This is a genomic window from Nonomuraea turcica, assembly GCF_030718205.1.
GTDB lineage: Bacteria > Actinomycetota > Actinomycetes > Streptosporangiales > Streptosporangiaceae > Nonomuraea.
On sequence record NZ_JAUZQF010000005.1, the window covers coordinates 22,255 to 38,428 of the forward strand.

The window sequence follows — 16,174 nt, forward strand, 5'->3', positions numbered from 1 at the left end:
ACCTCGGCCCGATCAACACGTTGGGCGGGGCGAGCGTGTCGGCCCTGGACGCCGCCGCCGCCCGCACCGCGACGGCTGTGTCGCTGAATCGCGCCCGACACCCCCGTACAGGGCCTGAACAGGTCGAGGACGTAAGTGGAGTGGGACGCCGGGGGCGGCAGGCGACTCCGGCGCGGCGTACGATTCTGATGTGACCAGCAGTTCCGCCGCGACGCAGCGCCTGCGCGATCTCGCGCTGCTGCGCCGCGTCCGCGACCGGATCGACCGGGAGTACGCGCAGCCGCTGGATGTGGAGGCGCTCGCCCGGGGCGTGAACATGTCGGCCGGGCACCTCAGCCGCCAGTTCCGGCTCGCCTACGGCGAGTCGCCGTACTCCTATCTGATGACGCGGCGCATCGAGCGTGCGATGGCGCTGCTGCGGCGTGGCGACCTCAGTGTCACCGAGGTCTGTTTCGCGGTCGGCTGCTCGTCGCTGGGCACGTTCAGCACGCGCTTCACCGAGTTGGTCGGTGTGCCGCCGAGCGTCTATCGGCGCGAGGCGGCGCGCGCGACGGCGGGGATACCGTCGTGCGTGGCGAAACAGGTGACCAGACCGGTCAGGAATCGAGAAGCGCCGACGAGCGAGCCGCACCTAGCGTGACGAGCATGGACATCACCATTCACTCGAGCTTCCTCCCGCACGACCACCCGGAGGTCTCCCTGGCCTTCTACCGTGACACCCTCGGCTTCGAGGTCCGCAGCGACGTGGGATACGAGGGGATGCGCTGGATCACGGTCGGCCCCGCCGGCCAGCCCGGCACCTCCATCGTCCTGGAGCCGCCGGCCGCCGATCCCGGCGTCACCGACGACGAGCGCCGCACCATCATCGAGATGATGGCCAAGGGCACCTACGCCGGCATCGTCCTGGCCACCGCCGACCTCGACGGCACCTTCGAGCGGGTGCAGGCCAGCGGCGCCGAGGTCATCCAGGAGCCGACCGAGCAGCCGTACGGGGTTCGCGACTGCGCTTTCCGCGATCCCGCGGGCAACATGATCCGCATCCAGGAGCGGCGCTGAGCCGTCCGGCTGACCGGACGTTCGAGCCGACTCCCAGCAGGAGACCAGCCCCAGCGTCATCCGCCGGCAGTACGACCAGATCGTGAAGTACGTCGCCGCCCAGCGTTTGGGCACCGCCGGGGCCGCTACACGGGCTGAGTGGCGCAGAGTGGCGAGCACGTCGAACTCCCCGTAGCGCTCGAAGACCGCCGTCGAGTCGGCCTCCGGCGAGCGCCGACGCCTTTGACAAGAGCTGCACTGCCTGATGTCCCGTGCGCGTACGAGCGGCCCGGATCCGTCACCGAAGCGGGAGACTGATTGCCGTGCGCAGCTCATCATTGATCTCCCTCACACCGTGGTTGCCGGTCGTGCTGGTCCTGCTGGTCGCGCTCGGCGCTTTGGTGGCCTGGGCTGGGCGACTGGGCCATGGCAACGCCGTGGTGACCGCGTGTCTCAGGGCGGCGCTGCAACTCGGCGCGGTGTCGGCGGTGATCGCCTGGGTCGTCGCCTCTTCCCTGGCGGTCGCGGCGTTCATTCTGCTGATGTACGGCGTCGCCACGTTCACCGCGGGCAAGCGCATCGCGGACGGCAGGCGGCTGTGGTGGGCCGGTGTGCCGATCGCGGCCGGGGCCGTGCCGGTGCTGGCCATCCTGCTGGTGACCGGGGCGATCTCCACGGAGGGGATCGTCGTCATCCCCATCGCCGGAATCCTGCTGGGCGGCTGCCTGACGGCCACGACCTTGGCCGGCAGGCGGGCGATGGACGAGCTGGTCCAGCGTAAAGGGGAGGTGGAGGCGGCCCTGGCTCTGGGGTTCTCGCCTCGCGAGGCCGCGCTGGAGATCTGCCGTCCCGCGGCCGCTCAAGCGCTGGTGCCGGCCCTGGATCAGACCAGGACGGTGGGGCTGGTCACCTTGCCCGGAGCGTTCGTGGGCATGCTGATCGGCGGGGCGAGCCCGATCGAGGCGGGGATCGTCCAGCTCGTGGTTCTGGTGGCGCTGCTGGCGGCCGAGGCCACGGCGATTCTGGTGACCGTGGAACTGGCCGCCCGTGGGCGCCTGGCCCGCCGGCCCACCTGACGGCGGCGATGCGGGTATCGCCGCCGTCAGGTGGCGAAAACCTGGGAGTCGTCGGCGAACGCCTTGAACTCCAGGGCGTTGCCCGCCGGGTCGAGCAGGAACATCGTCCACTGCTCCCCCGCCTGGCCGGCGAAGCGCACGTAGGGCTCGATGACGAATGGGACGCCCGCCGTACGCAGCCGCTCGGCGAGCGTGTGGAACTCCTCGATCGTGAGGATCAGGCCGAAGTGGGGCACCGGAACGTCATGGCCGTCGACCGGATTGTGGATTTGCTGTGTCCGGGCCGGCGCCAGGTGTGTGACGACCTGGTGTCCGTACATGTTCCAGTCGATCCAGGTGTCGGCGCTGCGGCCGTTCTGCAGGCCGAGCACCTCGCCGTAGAAGCGGCGCGCGGCCGTCAGGTCGTCGACCGGCATGGCCAGGTGGAAGCGCGGAATCGGGGAGTCCAGAACGCTCATGACGGGTGGGCTGCCTTTCTGGAGCATCAGCATGTCGCAATGTTGACATTACCTCAACGAGCGAAGCTTGTTAACATTAAGACAAGGAGGGAGGTGAAGATCATGAGTGAACCGGGCAGAGTGGCCCCCGCCCGCCGGCGAGGGCTGGCCGATGAGGTCGCCGACCGTATCCGCGAGGCCATCTTCAGCGGCGTCTACGCCCCGGGCGCCCAGCTGCGCGAGGTGGAGCTGTCGCAGGCGCTGGACGTCAGTCGCGGCCCGGTGCGCGAGGCACTGCTCCGGCTGGAACGCGAGGGCCTGGTTCGCAGCGCATGGCATCGCGGCGCCACAGTGATCACATTGGCCCCGCAGGACATCGCCGAATTGGACAGCTTGCGCGGCGCCCTGGAGCACCTGGCCGTCCAGCGCGTGGTCGCCCACGCCTCCGACGAGGACCTCGCCGAGATCGGCAAGACGGTCGAGCTGATGAAGCGCGCCGAGGACGCGCACGCGATGGTGCGCTGCGACATCGCCTTCCATGACGCCGTCTACGCCGCCGCCCACCATCAGCGCCTGGACGAGGCCTGGCGGGCGCTGCGTTCCCAGATCCACCTGTTCCTGCTGACCCGGATCGGCCTCAGCTCCGACGGCTACCTGGCCCATATCCCCGGCGAGCATCGCCGGCTCCTCGCCGCGCTGCAGGCCCGCGACACCGAGGCGGCCCTGGAGCTGTTCGCCGAGCACCGCCGCCACGCTCTGGACGTGCTCATCACGGAAGAGGGGCAGCGTCCATGACGAAGCGTGAGGCCTCGCCGGGGATTAGGGAAGCGTGACGTACTTGCCGAGGAACGACCGGGCGGTGGCGGTGTCCAGGCGGTAGTCGTAGTTGGTCCCCTTGCAGGCGTCGTCGGCCCCGCTGATCGACGTGGCGATGAGGAGGTGCGAGGTCGGGCCGCCCAGGAAGTTGGGGCCGCCCGAGTCGCCGAAGCACGTGCTGCCGTCGGTCTTGGCGCTCAGCGACAGGTCGAGCCACCTGTGGGAGAGGCCTTCGAAGGAGATGGACGTCTGGTTACGCGTGTCCGTGTAGTGGAAACGCTGTCCGTTGCCCTTCTTGGTCTTGGTGGGGTCCACGGAGCCGTACCCGACCGGGGTGAAGCGCGTGGTCTTCAGGCGTTTGTCGGCTTTGAGTTTGTCGAGCAGGCCGGCGGTCGGCAGCTGGGCGGGCTTGATGCCCGCGATGGGCGCATCGAAGACGACCACGGCCATGTCGTGGAGGTCGGACTTGTCCTTGTAGCGCGGGTCCGGGACGTAGCGGCCGCTGTAGAGCTTGGCCCCGGGTTCGTAGCGGCTGGCGAAGGAGACGCGGGCGGTCTTCTGCTTACGTTCACCGCAGTGGGCGGCAGTGAGGAAGACGGTGGGCGAGATGAGGGTGCCCGTGCAGTAGGACCACGTTCCGTCGGGATTGGCCTTGTCGCCGATGAGGGCACCCACCTCGGGGTGGGAGTCTCCGTCAGCCGTGCCGTTGGTGATGGCCGACGCAGGCGTGGCGACACCGATGGTCACCGCGGCAACAATCACGACAAAAGGGACGAAACGCATTGGAGAAGTGTATGCGTTTGTGGCCGTACTGTGACAAATCGGACAAAAGATCTACCGAAGCGGTCTCACGGTTCTCGGCGGGCGGATGCGACCGGAAGGGCGGCGGCGCGCAGGAACGCGTCGGTGAACACCGTGCACGTCTCCTCCACCGAGGGCGTCTCCGCTCCCATCGCGGCCTCCAGGGTGGGACGCAGCAGCAGGTGCGCCACCATCGGGCCGAGCATGAGCTGCACGAGGAGCGGGAACGGCAGCGGCCGCAGCCGGCCCGCCTGCACCTGATCCATCAGCAGGGTGCGCAGGGTGGCCGCCAGCCGGGGAAGGGTCGCCTGCAGCATCCGGCTCGCCGGGCCGTCGGGGCGGCCGAACATGTCGGCGAACACGGCGGGCAACACCCGGGGCTCCTGCCCGAACGCGACGATCATCGTGCTGTAGATCTCGTGGACCAGCTTGGCGATGTTGTCGGGGGGATCGGCGGCCAGCGCCTCCAGGTCGGGCACGGGGCCGTAGCGGTCGAAGACGGCGGCCAGCAGGCCGTCGCGGCCCTCGAAGATCGCGTGCAGGCTCGGCAGCGAGCAACCGGCCGCGGCGGCGACGGCGTCGAGGGTGACCGAGCCGAGCCCGCGCTCGGCGATGAGCGCGGCGGCGGCGCCGATGGCCCGTTCGCGCACGGGACGCCGCCCGCCGGGGTCGATGCCCGCCTGCCGCACGGCCTCGTGCAGTGCCGCTCGCGTGCCGCCCAGCCTGCGCAGCAGCGTGCTGCGCGAGATGCCGGCCGCCGTGGCGATCGCGCCGATGGGCACCTCCGCCACGTCCTGGCCCCGCTCGCGGGCCGCCGCCAGGGCGGCAGCCACCAGGTCTTCCATACGGAGCATGCTACCGACACCGTGTTGGATGTTACCTATATGAAGATTTCAGTTGGCCGTGAAGGGGATGTTGCGCCATGGGCTGCCGGGATCCTGCGCGAGTATCCGGTGCGGGGTGAGCGCGGAGTCGTACATGTGGCCGAACGCCTCCTCATCGAAACGCAACACCCGCCCCAGGATGTAGCCCGCCGAATACTCCTCCCACGTCCGATACACCCGCCGGGCCAGTTCGCCGGCCTGGATCACCACGTGCTCGGTCTCGTACGGCTCGGCGAACCGGGCGCTCAGCCCCCACCGCGCGAAGTTCACCGCTCGCCCGAAGTCGTAGCCGAGGGCCGAGGTGACGAAGGCGTCGGGTGCCAGGAGGCCGTCGGCGCGGAAGCGCTCCTCGTACCGCATGATCGTCCCGATCAGCTGCATCACCACGTCGATGCCGGGCCGGCTCACGCCCCGCTGGGTGAGCATGCCGGCCGTCGCCCGCTGCCACGTGGACAGGTCCCGGTGCGAGCCCGGGTACTGGCGGGCGAGATCGTTGCGCACCTGCAGCGCGAACTCCGGTTCGGCCGGGCTGTTGCGCCCCTCCAGCAGCGCCGTCACCTGCGTCTGCCAGCCGTGCCGATCCGTGACGCCCCACGACTCGCGCAGGGTTTCCACGTCATCGGCATAGCTGCTGTAGACGTCGCCGATCTCGTTCCAGATCACCCCGTTGTGCACGGCCAGGTGCCCGCCGCAGGCCAGCCCGTGCGCGAGGGGCCCGTGCAGCGGCCCGGTGTATTTCGTGAGCATCTGGTCGGCGTCGTGGCCCTTGTCCTGAACGCTCTTCTTCAGCGACTTCCAGTGCCGGCGGCTGCGTTTGGCGTCGGGAAAGTACGTCCCTGACGGGCTCCCGGGATTGACCAGCATCCCCTGCACCTCCGACCCCCACCACTCCTCGGGCGGGAAGGGCAACGAGACCGGGCAGGCGACGACGTCGGGCCGCCTCCCGGGCAACTCCCCCCGGGTGTACACGACCAGGCACTGCTTGCCCTCAGGTCCCTGCTCCGTCTGCCAGTCCACGACCAGCTTGCGGCTGTCGACCTCCTCCTTCGGTTTGTAGGAGAACGTGTCGGCCCCCAGCAGGACGCGCACGTACGCATCCCGGTCGCCCCCGGACTTGGCCTCGGCCAGCGCCCGCTCGACATCGGTGGGCGGCACCCATGCCGGCCCCTGACCTGCCACGTTTCTGTTCGGCATACCCATGCCGACAAACCCTAGCGAAACCGACATCCGCCGCAGTCGTCGCACGGTCGGCCAGGCCATCCCAGGTCATCGCCGCAGTCTCCTGACCGCCGAGAAGCCGATCAGGAGCGCTCCGGCTCGTAGTGCAGCGCGGTGATCCCGCACGCGAACGGCCGCGCGGTGACCAGGCGCAGCCGCCGGCGCGCCTCGGGGAACACAGGCATTCCGGCGCCGAGCGCGGTCGGGTTGACGAACAGGTGGAGTTCGTCGATCAGTTCCTTGGCGATCAGCTCTCGCACGAGAGTGCCGCCTCCGTAGGTGATGATGTCCCCACCCGGCTGCGATTTGAGCTTGGTGACGATCTCGGTGAGGTCTCCGCCTGCGACGGTGGCGTTCTCCCAGGGCGACGCGGTGAGGCTGTTGGAGATCACGACCTTGGGCGTGTTGTTCATCCAGTCGATCGTCTCCTGAGTCTCACCCGCCGGGCCGGACGCCCAGGCCGGGATGAAACCCTCGGCGAGGTGGCGGCCCAGCACGATGCAGTCGACCGGTTCGGTCATCGCGTCGATGTAGGCGTTGATGTCGTCGGTCCACGGGAACGTCATCCAGTCCATCTCGCCGTTCGGGCCGGCCATGTAGCCGTCGGCGGAGGTCTGGACCTGGAGCTTGAACGTGCGCATGAGATGTCTTTCCTTCGAAGTCGCTTATGGTGCGGTGCTGGCTCAACGCTGCCGTCAGGACCTTACGGTCTTCTTCCGATGAGGTTAAGGCGCTGGCCGGGGCCGTGTTCGGCAGGCCGCCGGGTCCATACGCCGCCGCCTGGACATCACCTCGCCCGGCATGACGCGGCCGGCGAGTGAGGCGGACGGGACGGTCAGCCCGCGGCGGGGGACGCGATGACGACGGTGACGTCGGCGGGTGCCTCGCCGGTGCGGTAGTGGTGCGGGGCGTCTCCGGCGAAGGCCAGCATGTCGCCGGGCTCCAGCCGGCGCAGATCGTCGGCGGGGCCGGCGACGAGGCGGCCGGAGGCGAGCAGGAGGTGCTCGGTCGTGCCGGGCGCGTGGGGCACGCCGTCGACGGCGGTGTCCGGCGGCAGGCGCAGCCGCCAGATCTCCAGGCTGTGGCCGCCGCTGATGCGGCGCAGCAGTTCACGTGTGGGACCGTCGCCGGCGGCGGCGGTCGCCGGCAGGTGCACGACGCCCGGGTCGTTCGCCCGGGTCAGCAGGTCGGTGAGCGGGACGGCCAGGGCGACGGCGATGGCGTCCAGGGTGTCGAGGGTGGGGTTGCCCATACCGGCCTCCAGTTGCGACAGCGTCGCCTTGCTCAGGCCGGTGCGGCGGGCCAGTTCGGCCTGGCTCATGCCGCGCTGCCGGCGGCGGCGCTGGATCTGGGTGCCGGCCGCGGCGGCCGCGCTGCTGGCGGGACGGCGGTCCCGGTCGGCGGTGCTCACCGCGCCGGCCGGTGGGAGGCGGTGTAGGAGACGCGTACGCGGCCCTTCTTGACTTTGACGGCGGAGATCGTCACCTGCGCCAGGTCGGCGAGACTGCGGACGTGCGTGCCGCCGCAGGGGGCAGCGTGCAGATCGCCGAGCCGGACGATCCGGCGGCCGGCGGCGTCGTGCTCGGCGACGACCGGCAGATCGTCGGCCACGGCCGCGGCCACGAACGCGCGCAGCCGGTCGGCGGCCTTGTCCCGGTCCTCGGCGTCGGCCAGGCGCGTGCCCGTCTCGGACGGGGTGAGCTCGATGCGGGCCTGGCCGGGGAAGTGGTTGCTGCCGGCCAAGGTCCAGCCCTCGGCCCTGCTCGCCGCTTCGACGAGGTGGCCGGCGGTGTGCAGAGCCGCGTGCAGCAGGCGCGCACCGGCGTCGACGCGGGTGTGGACGACGTCGCCGTCGACCGGTCCAGGCTCGCCCCCGGTGAGCACCACCAAGCCGGTGGGGGCATGGCGGACGGGGACGACCTCCCGCTCCCCCACCCAGCCGCGGTCGGCGGGCTGTCCGCCGCCTTGGGGGTGGAAGAGGTTGTCGCGCACCGCGACCCACGCGCCACCGGCCTCGTCCCGCCCGGCCGCGATCACGGTGGTGATGATCTCGGTGAGGTAGGTGTCGTCGAGGTAGAGGGCATCCTGCAGCGCACTATTTTGGTGAACCATTCGTTCATCTTATCAAACGAGCGGTAGGATTCGACGCATGCCGACACCCGCGAACCTCTCCTTCCACCGCGCGTCACCGGCCCACACGGCAGAGGTCCTGAGCGTGCTGAACGAGGCGGCCGACTGGCTCAGGCGGCGCGAGGTCACCCAGTGGCCGGACCGTTTCGAGCCCTCCTGGATCGACGAGGCGATCACACGGGGAGAGACGTGGCTGGTCCGCGCCGGCGACAAGGCCGTCGGCACACTCACCCTGGACTGGTCCGACCCCCTGTGGTCGGATGTGGCCGGTTCCGCCGGCTACGTGCATCGGATGGCGGTCCGCCGCCGGGCGGCCGGTCTGGGTGCGGTCATCCTCGACTGGGCGGCCGACACCGTGCGCCTCAACCGGCGGGAGGTGCTGCGGCTGGACTGCGTGGCCTCCAACAGCGGGCTGCGGGCCTACTACGAGGCACGCGGCTTCGTCCACCGCGGCGACGTGCCCGTGGGCGGCGCTCCCGGCCAGCGCCGTGACGACGGCCCCCGCACCTGGGTCAGCCGCTACGAACTCCCGCTTCCCGGCTGACGCCCGCCCGTCGTCTAACCGACCGGCGGCCGCGTACGTCCCGACCGGCGGCCGCACGAACGGCCCTGCTCGCGCCCGTCAACGGGTGAGCAGGGCACGCAGCGCCTTGACGACGTCGGCGGGCGCCTCCTCCGCCATGAAATGTCCGCAGGTGACGGTCTCGTGCCGCAGGTCGGGCGCCCAGGCGCGCCACAGCGCCGCCGCGTCGTAGCCGAGCGCCGCCCCCCAGTCCTGCTGCAGCACGGTGACCGGCATCCGCAGCCGGTGGCCCACCTCCCGGTCGGCCCGGTCGTGTTCGGCGTCGATCCCGGCGGAGGCACGGTAGTCGGCGACGATCGAGGGGATCGCCTGGCGGCAGGCCCGCAGGTACGCGGCGCGCACGCCGTCCGGGATCGCCCGCGGGTCGCCGGCCCACAGGTCGAGGAAGTGGCCGAAGAACGTGTCCGCGCTGGCGGCGATCATCTCCTCGGGCAGGCCGGGAGGCTGGGCCATCAGGTACAGGTGAAAGCCGACGGCCGCGCCCGCGCCGCGCATCACCTGCCACATGTCCAGGGTCGGCAGCACGTCCAGGCAGGCCAGGTGGGTGATCGCCGCCGGGTGGTCGAGCCCGGCGCGGAAGGCGACCAGGGCCCCCCGGTCGTGCCCGGCCAGTGCGAACCGCTCATGGCCCAGCGCACGGGCCAGCGCCACGACGTCGGCGGCCATGGTGCGCTTGGCGTAAGTGGAGGCGCCGTTCTCGGCGGGTTTGTCGCTGGCGCCGTACCCGCGCAGGTCGGGACAGATGACGGTGTGGTCGGCGGCCAGGTCGGCGGCGACGTGCCGCCACATCAGGTGCGTCTGGGGGAAGCCGTGTAGCAGCACGAGGGGGCTGCCCTTACCCGCGACGGCCACGTTGAGTGACACGCCTTCGGCGACGGGGACGCGCCGGTAGTCGAAGCCGGCGATGGTGCCGTTGCTGGTGTCGCTGCTGGGGGTCGTCATGATGGTGGGCTCCTTTGCCGAAGGTGACCCGTTCAGCGTGCCGGGCGCGAATGAGCATCCGATCAGCGCGCTACCGTGGCTGGCTGAGGAGGGTGGTCGAACGGTGCGGTTCGGGGTGCTGGGGCCGGTGACGGCCTGGGACGAGGCCGGTGGCGTGGTCGACGTCAAAGGGCCGCGGCACCGCGCCGTGCTGGCCCGTCTGATCGTCGCCCGCCGCCGCGTCGTACCGGTGACGCGCCTGGCCGGGGACCTGTGGCAGGAGGAGCCACCGCCGGGTGCGGTGGCGGCGTTGCGCACGTTCGTGGCGGCGCTGCGCCGCGCGCTGGAGCCGGAGCGGCCGCCGCGCGCCGCGCCGCGGCTGCTGGTGACCGAAGGTCCGGGGTACGCGCTGCGCGCCGCCCCGGACGCGGTGGACGCCTGGCGGTTCGAGCAGGCGGTCACCGCCGCCGCGGCGCTGCCGCCGCGGCCGGCTCTCGAGCGGCTGGAGGAGGCTCTGGGCTGGTGGCGCGGGCCTTCCTACGCCGAGTTCGCCGGCCAGGACTGGGCACGGGCGGAGCGTTCGCGCCTGGCCGAGCTGCGCCTGCATGCGATCGAGCGGCGGGCCGAGGCGCTGCTGGCTCTGGGGCTGGCCGGCGAGGCGGTGCCGGACCTGGACGCACATGTGGCCGAGAATCCCTGGCGGGAGGACGGCTGGCGGCTGCTGGCCCTGGCGCTGTACCGTACCGGCCGCCAAGGTGACGCGCTGGCGGTGCTGCGCCGGGCGCGCGGCCTGCTGGCTGAGCAGCTGGGGGTGGATCCGGGGCCGCGGCTGCGCGGGCTGGAGGCCGACATCCTGCGTCATGCCCCGCATCTTGACCCGCTGTCGGGTATGGCGGGCTCGGTGTGGGCGCGGGCGGCGGCCGCCTACGACCGCAGTGTGCCGGCGGGCGCCAGGGCGCGGCTGGAGTCGACGGTGACGTTGATGCGCGATCTGGCCGTGACCGGCGGTGCGGGCCTGGAGGCGGCGCGCCGGCACCGGGTGGCGGCGATCGCGGCGGCCGAGGAGCTGGGCGAGGCGGAGCTGACGGCGCGGGTGATCGGATCCTACGACGTGCCGGCGATCTGGACCCGTTCGGATGACGCGGAGCAGGCGGCGCAGGTCGTGGCGGCGGCCGAACGCGCCCTGGCCGCGCTCCCGCCGGGCGCGCCGGACGCGGTACGGGCACGGCTGCTGGCCACGATCGCGCTGGAGTCGCGCGGCATGCGTGCCGCGCATGGGGGTGCGGCGGCCCGGCAGGCGGAGGAGATCGCGCGCCGGCTGGACGATCCCGCGTTGCTGGCCTTCGCGCTCAACGGCGTGTTCATGCAGAGCTTCTCGCGTGCGGGGCTGGCCGGTCGCCGGGACGAGGTCGGCGCGGAGCTGGTGGCGTTGTCGGCCCGGCACGGGCTGGTCACCTTCGAGGTGCTCGGGCATCTCATCCGCTTGCAGGCACGGTGCGCGCGGGCCGACTTCGCGGGCGCCGAGGAGCACGCCGCCGCCGCGGAACGGCTGGCCGAGCGGCATGAGCTGCCGCTGCTGAGCGTGTTCACCGCCTGGTACCGGGCACTTCGCCTCGACGTGACCGGGTCGGCGCCGGCGGTTGAGGAGGTGGAGGCGGCCTACCGCCGGGCGGCCGCGCAGCTGGACGGCGCCGGCATGCCGGGCCTGGAGCGCGGGTTGCTGCCGCTGGCGTCGCTCTGCACGCGCGTGCGCCGCGGCCTGCCGCCCGGGACCGGCGAGGCGGACTGGGGACCGTACGAGCCGTGGGTCCGCCCCCTGCTGTTGGCCGCCGACCGCCGCGACGAGGCCGCGGCGGCGCTGGCGGCCCTGCCGGAACCGCCGGGAGACCTGCTGATGGAGGCGATGTGGTGCCTGGTGGCGCGGGCTGCGGTGGCCGTCGGCGACCGGGAGGCGATGCGCCGCGCCCGCGCCGCGCTGGCCCCGGCGGCCGGCGAGCTGGCGGGTGCGGGCAGCGGTCTGCTCACGCTGGGCCCGGTCTCCGACCACCTCGCCGCCCTCGCCGATGCGCTCCGCGACACCTCCACGTAGCCGCCGTACTGCGGCAGGGCGGCCATGCACGAACGAGTACGGCATGCGGCGCGCTACCGGCCGCGATGCCGAAGTCATGACCTCTACCGCACGGGCGACCTCGTGTCATCAGATGCCGCCTGTCGATGCTGCTGAGGCCGGCGGGTGTCACTCACCGTGGCCACTGCCTGGGGCGGGCACGGCCGCTCCGGGCGCTGTTGACTTCGGAGATCAGGCCATGCCGCCGGGCGGCATCTCGCGCAGCGTGTGGCGCTTGTGCGTCAGGGGAGATGCGTAGACTCAAGATCGTCTGAGTCGTCACGAACAGGGAATCACAGTGATCAATCGTCTGGCGCGGACCGTGGTCGCGTTCCTGCTGTTACCGGCCCTCGGCGCGTGTTCCGCGCCGCCTGCGAATCCGCTGCTGAAGAACCCGGCCCAGTGGCCGTTGGTCAAGCTGAACGGCCTGACCGGCCACCGGAAACTGCCCGACGAGGCGGAGCGTGCACTGGCGCAGATCAGGGTCGGCTCTCACGACCTGATCGCGTGGATTCACTCCTCCGGCCGGTGCGGGCTGTCCGACTCCGGCTGGAGCATGTACGTCGATCTGACCACGTCCGAGGGGCACCCGGGGCGGGAAGGAGGGTTTTCCGGGCCGATGGAGCCGGCGGTGGGTAGTTCCAGCGAGAGTAAGGTCAGCTTGTTCTGCACCCCCACCAGGATACTGATCAGGGTCGAAGGGGAGACGTCGAAGCCCTTCGTCTCCGGCGACGCGGTCGCGCAGCCCGTCAACGGCGGGCTCAACGCCGTCGTCGGCTCGCGGGAAGCTCAGCAGGAGTCACTGCCCGGCGCGACCGTGACCCCGGGTGGATAGCGGCCACCCAGGGGCGACCTCCGCCGTCCCGGCCGCCGCCACCGCACTACAGGTGGACCCCGGCGCAGCGGAAACTGGCCGCCCTGGCCGGCGACACGTTCGACTAACGCCGGGCCGGCGGGCAGACCACCTCCGTGAGCGCGAGCTTTGTCAGCCGGTCGGTGGCCTCGTGGGGTGTCATGTCGGCGCCCCGTTGGTAGGCGGTGTCGTAGTCGGCACGGCCGAGCCATTGCGAGAGCGTCTCCGCGAGGGAGCGCAGTTCGGTGTCGCCGTGGTCGAAGGTGCCGCGGATGGCCTGGCTCAGGCCGAGCGCGGTGGCCGCGCCGGCCGGATCGTCCTCCAGGAACAGCAGCCGAGCCAGGAGTTGCGCGGCCGCTGGGGTGTTCCTGTGCGCCTGCGCCGCCTGCATGGCACGGGGCAGCAGCTCGCGCGCGGGTGCGGCGTCCCCGGCGGTGAGGAGGTTCGCCATCCTGGCGGGCACGAGGAGGTTCTCCATCGTCTCCGCCGTAAGGCGCAGCCGGCGGGCGAGTGTCTCCATCCGGTCGAGCTCTTGGTTGGCCCGTTCGATCGCGCCGGAGCGGCGGTACAGCTCGGCCAGGCTGCCCAGGACCTCGATCTCCAGCACACGGTGACCGCGCTCCCATGCCGCTCGTTCGGCGGTTTCGATGTCGTGCCGGGCGCCGGTCAGGTCGCCGGCGCGCATGCGTTCGGTGGCGAGTCCGAGCCGGGTTGAGACCTCATCCTGCGAGCCGAGGTCGGTGGCGATCGCGAGGCTGTGCTCGTAGGCGGCGATCGCCTTGTCGTGGTCACCGGCGATGGCGTGGATCTGCGCCAGGCCGTACAGCGTCTTCGCCGTCCACCACCGATCGCCCGCCTCCTTGAACGCGTGCAGCGCCGCCGCCATCGCGGTCGCGGAGCCTTCCCGGTCGCCCCGTTCGCGATACCGCATGGCTTCGATCATGAAGGTGCAGGCGATCGCCCAGCGGTCCGAGCCGCTGCGCACCCGGGCGATCTCCTGGTCGACCAGCTCGTCCAACCCGAGTATCAGCGCCATCATCAGCGCTGTCGTCAGCAGCATCGGATAACGCCGTAGCGCGCCCGTGTGCACGCAGTCGTCGATGAGCGCGCGCAGCCGTTCGGGCTCATTGATCGGCCCGCCCTCGCCGGCTACCAGGTGGATCGCGGTGAACGCGGCCCGGGCTTCCGCGGGCAGCGCGTCGCCGAACTCGGCGACCTTGGCGACGTAGGCATCGGCCCGAGCGTCGTAGCGGAGCATGACCCAGTACCAGTACAGCGGCCCGAGAATCCGGGCCGCGGTCTCGGCGTCGCCGCCGTCGATGGCCGTTTGCAGGGCGAACATCAGGTTGTCGTACTCGGCCTGGAACAGCCGCAGCGACTCTGCCTGCTTGTCCGAGCGCAGCAGCGGCTCGTGTTCCTCGGCCAGGTCGGCGAAGTGCCGCGCGAGCCTGCGCAGGACGGCTTCGGCTTCCCCCGCGAGGCGAAGCTTGTCCGCCGCATGGGCTCGGATGGTTTCCAGCATCCGGTACGCGTGGCCGGCCCGCTCCACGATGGACTTGTCGACCAGGGAGTCCAGGAGATAGATGACCTCGCCGGCGGGGAGCGTCTCATCCGAACAGACCGCCTCGATCGCGGCGATCCCGGTTCTCGCCGGAAAGATCGACATTCGGCGGGACAGCGTCCGTTCTTGATCGGTGAGGAGGTCCCAGCTCCATTCGATGACCGCATGGAGGGTCTGCTGCCGCGGCTGGGCGGCCCGGTTGCCGGTGCTGAGCAGCCGGAAACGGTCATCCAGTCGCCGGGCGAGCTGGCCGGCGCTCATGGTCCGCAGCCGCGCTGCGGCCAACTCCAGGGCCAGCGGCAGCCCGTCCAGCCGGCGCACGATGTCCACGACCGAGGTCGCGGTCGGCGCGTCGAGTACGAGGCCGGGCTGTCCGGCTGCCGCGCGATCGAGGAACAACCGCACCGCGTCCGATTCGCCGGCCTGAGCGGAATCCGCGTGGGCCGGGGGCAGGTCGAGCGGGCCCAGACGGCACAGCGTCTCACCCATGACGTCCAGCGGTTCCCGGCTCGTGGCCAGGATGGTCACGTACGGCTGGCGCTCCAGCAGCTGCCCGGCAAACTCCGCGACGGGTCCGGAGATCTGTTCGCAGTTGTCCAGCACCAGCACGCCTTCACCACCGGCGAGCAGACTGACCACTCGATCCAGTGGCGTGCCAGACGGCTGGGCATCGGCGACGCTGAGCGCGCCCAGCACCGCCTCGGGCAGCCCGTCGGCGGTGTTCACCCCGGCCAGGGGGACGAGCCAGACCCGGCCACGTTGATGGGCCCGATGCCGGCTCGCCACCTCCACGGTCAGCCGGGTCTTGCCCACTCCTCCGGGCCCCACGACGGTGACCAGCCGGGAGGTCTCCAGCAACCCGGCCAGCAGTCTCAGCTCCTCCGCCCGGCCGACGAAGCTGGTCAGCAGGGCCGGCAGACGGCCCGGCGCCGCCTCCGGCCGAGCCTGTTCCGCCTCGGGGATCGTCAGCTCGCCCCGCACCATGGCCAGGTGCGTTTGGCGTAGTTCCTCGGACGGGTCGACGCCCAATTCCTCGGCGAGCGTGCCGCGGACCTGTTCGAACACGGCCAGCGCATCGGACTGGCGGCCTGCCGCGTGCAAGGCTCGCATGCGCAATCCGGCCAGCCGTTCGCGCAACGGGTGGCCGGCGGCCATCGCCGCCATATCGGCGAGGATCTCGTCGTGGCGGCCCAGTCGCAGCTCCGCCTCGAACCGGTCTTCGATGGCCGCGACGCGCAGCTCCTCCAGCCGCGTGCCGGCCGTACCGGCGAAGGGCGCATCGCGCACGTCGGCCAGCGCGTCTCCCCGCCACAGCGCCAGCGCTTCGTCCAGCAGCGAGGCCGCTCGCTGCGCGGCGCCCGCGGCCAGTTCGCGACCGCCCCGCTTGGCCTTCGCCTCGAACCGGACCGCGTCGACGTCCTCGGCGCGTACGTGCAGGCGGTACCCGCCGGCCGCCCTCTCCACGACCCCGGCCCCGCCCAGAGCCTTGCGCAGCCGGTGCACCAGCCCATGCAGCGCATTGACGGTGCCCCCGCGCGGATGCTCCCCCCACAGGCCGTCGACGAGTGCATCGACCGACACCGTCTCGCCCTCGGCCAGTGCCAGCCGGGCCAGCAGCGCGCGAACCATGACGCCGCCGACATCGATCGGCGCACCATCGTTGGCATAGGCCCGGACCGGTCCCAGCACCTCAATCCGCATGCACAAAGGCTATGAGGACACAGAGGCGCGCGTGCTCGTGAAAGTGGCGCC

General features: G+C 71.5%; 16 protein-coding genes. 7 read left to right on the forward strand and 9 right to left on the reverse strand.

Going from position 1 to position 16,174, the window contains the following annotated elements; translation table 11 throughout:
• The first annotated feature begins 190 nt into the window (after nt 1-190).
• The 3 genes from Q9G87_RS14520 to Q9G87_RS14530 all read left to right on the forward strand — a co-directional run bounded on the left by Q9G87_RS14520 (nt 191) and on the right by Q9G87_RS14530 (nt 2,111).
• Nucleotides 191-640: a helix-turn-helix transcriptional regulator gene (locus Q9G87_RS14520; protein ID WP_305916852.1), complete on the forward strand. Its 450-nt coding sequence runs from the start codon at nt 191-193 to the stop codon at nt 638-640.
• Nucleotides 641-645: 5 nt separating this feature from the next.
• The gene (locus Q9G87_RS14525; protein ID WP_305916853.1) at nt 646-1,056 is read left to right on the forward strand and encodes a VOC family protein; all 411 of its coding nucleotides are present in this window, start codon (nt 646-648) and stop codon (nt 1,054-1,056) included.
• 302 nt (nt 1,057-1,358) lie between these two features.
• Complete coding sequence (locus Q9G87_RS14530; RefSeq protein WP_305916854.1) at nt 1,359-2,111, forward strand: ABC transporter permease; 753 nt, start codon at nt 1,359-1,361, stop codon at nt 2,109-2,111.
• Between the two features lie 26 nt (nt 2,112-2,137).
• Here Q9G87_RS14530 and Q9G87_RS14535 read toward each other — a convergent pair whose 3' ends face one another.
• Nucleotides 2,138-2,569, reverse strand: a complete 432-nt coding sequence (locus tag Q9G87_RS14535; RefSeq protein WP_305917266.1) for a VOC family protein — start codon at nt 2,567-2,569, stop codon at nt 2,138-2,140.
• Between the two features lie 102 nt (nt 2,570-2,671).
• Between Q9G87_RS14535 and Q9G87_RS14540 the strand changes: the two genes are divergently transcribed.
• Nucleotides 2,672-3,343, forward strand: coding sequence for a GntR family transcriptional regulator (locus tag Q9G87_RS14540; RefSeq protein WP_305916855.1), 672 nt, complete (start codon nt 2,672-2,674; stop codon nt 3,341-3,343).
• 24 nt (nt 3,344-3,367) lie between these two features.
• Here Q9G87_RS14540 and Q9G87_RS14545 read toward each other — a convergent pair whose 3' ends face one another.
• The 6 genes from Q9G87_RS14545 to Q9G87_RS14570 form a co-directional block, all read right to left on the reverse strand.
• Nucleotides 3,368-4,147, reverse strand: coding sequence for a S1 family peptidase (locus tag Q9G87_RS14545; protein ID WP_305916856.1), 780 nt, complete (start codon nt 4,145-4,147; stop codon nt 3,368-3,370).
• Between the two features lie 65 nt (nt 4,148-4,212).
• Nucleotides 4,213-5,010 (reverse strand): TetR/AcrR family transcriptional regulator, encoded by a 798-nt coding sequence (locus Q9G87_RS14550; RefSeq protein ID WP_305916857.1) that lies wholly within the window; start codon nt 5,008-5,010, stop codon nt 4,213-4,215.
• Between the two features lie 48 nt (nt 5,011-5,058).
• Nucleotides 5,059-6,249, reverse strand: a complete 1,191-nt coding sequence (locus tag Q9G87_RS14555) for a DUF1266 domain-containing protein (protein WP_305916858.1) — start codon at nt 6,247-6,249, stop codon at nt 5,059-5,061.
• A 101-nt stretch (nt 6,250-6,350) separates the two neighbouring features.
• Nucleotides 6,351-6,908 (reverse strand): dihydrofolate reductase family protein, encoded by a 558-nt coding sequence (locus Q9G87_RS14560; RefSeq protein ID WP_305916859.1) that lies wholly within the window; start codon nt 6,906-6,908, stop codon nt 6,351-6,353.
• Between the two features lie 194 nt (nt 6,909-7,102).
• On the reverse strand, nt 7,103-7,678 hold the full coding sequence (locus Q9G87_RS14565; protein WP_305916860.1) for a helix-turn-helix domain-containing protein: 576 nt from the start codon (nt 7,676-7,678) through the stop codon (nt 7,103-7,105).
• Nucleotides 7,675-8,379, reverse strand: a complete 705-nt coding sequence (locus Q9G87_RS14570; RefSeq protein ID WP_305916861.1) for an alanyl-tRNA editing protein — start codon at nt 8,377-8,379, stop codon at nt 7,675-7,677. The genes Q9G87_RS14565 and Q9G87_RS14570 overlap by 4 nt, the downstream gene beginning before the upstream one ends.
• A gap of 37 nt (nt 8,380-8,416) precedes the next feature.
• Between Q9G87_RS14570 and Q9G87_RS14575 the strand changes: the two genes are divergently transcribed.
• The gene (locus tag Q9G87_RS14575) at nt 8,417-8,941 is read left to right on the forward strand and encodes a GNAT family N-acetyltransferase (protein ID WP_305916862.1); all 525 of its coding nucleotides are present in this window, start codon (nt 8,417-8,419) and stop codon (nt 8,939-8,941) included.
• A gap of 78 nt (nt 8,942-9,019) precedes the next feature.
• Here Q9G87_RS14575 and Q9G87_RS14580 read toward each other — a convergent pair whose 3' ends face one another.
• On the reverse strand, nt 9,020-9,922 hold the full coding sequence (locus Q9G87_RS14580; RefSeq protein ID WP_305916863.1) for an alpha/beta fold hydrolase: 903 nt from the start codon (nt 9,920-9,922) through the stop codon (nt 9,020-9,022).
• Between Q9G87_RS14580 and Q9G87_RS14585 the strand changes: the two genes are divergently transcribed.
• Together Q9G87_RS14585 and Q9G87_RS14590 are read left to right on the forward strand one after the other, a co-directional pair.
• Nucleotides 9,885-11,990: an AfsR/SARP family transcriptional regulator gene (locus tag Q9G87_RS14585; protein WP_305916864.1), complete on the forward strand. Its 2,106-nt coding sequence runs from the start codon at nt 9,885-9,887 to the stop codon at nt 11,988-11,990. The genes Q9G87_RS14580 and Q9G87_RS14585 overlap by 38 nt on opposite strands.
• A gap of 316 nt (nt 11,991-12,306) precedes the next feature.
• Nucleotides 12,307-12,843: a hypothetical protein gene (locus Q9G87_RS14590; RefSeq protein ID WP_305916865.1), complete on the forward strand. Its 537-nt coding sequence runs from the start codon at nt 12,307-12,309 to the stop codon at nt 12,841-12,843.
• A gap of 103 nt (nt 12,844-12,946) precedes the next feature.
• On the opposite strand, the gene Q9G87_RS14595 is transcribed toward Q9G87_RS14590, so the two are convergent.
• On the reverse strand, nt 12,947-16,123 hold the full coding sequence (locus Q9G87_RS14595; RefSeq protein ID WP_305916866.1) for a BTAD domain-containing putative transcriptional regulator: 3,177 nt from the start codon (nt 16,121-16,123) through the stop codon (nt 12,947-12,949).
• Nucleotides 16,124-16,174: the final 51 nt, after the last annotated feature.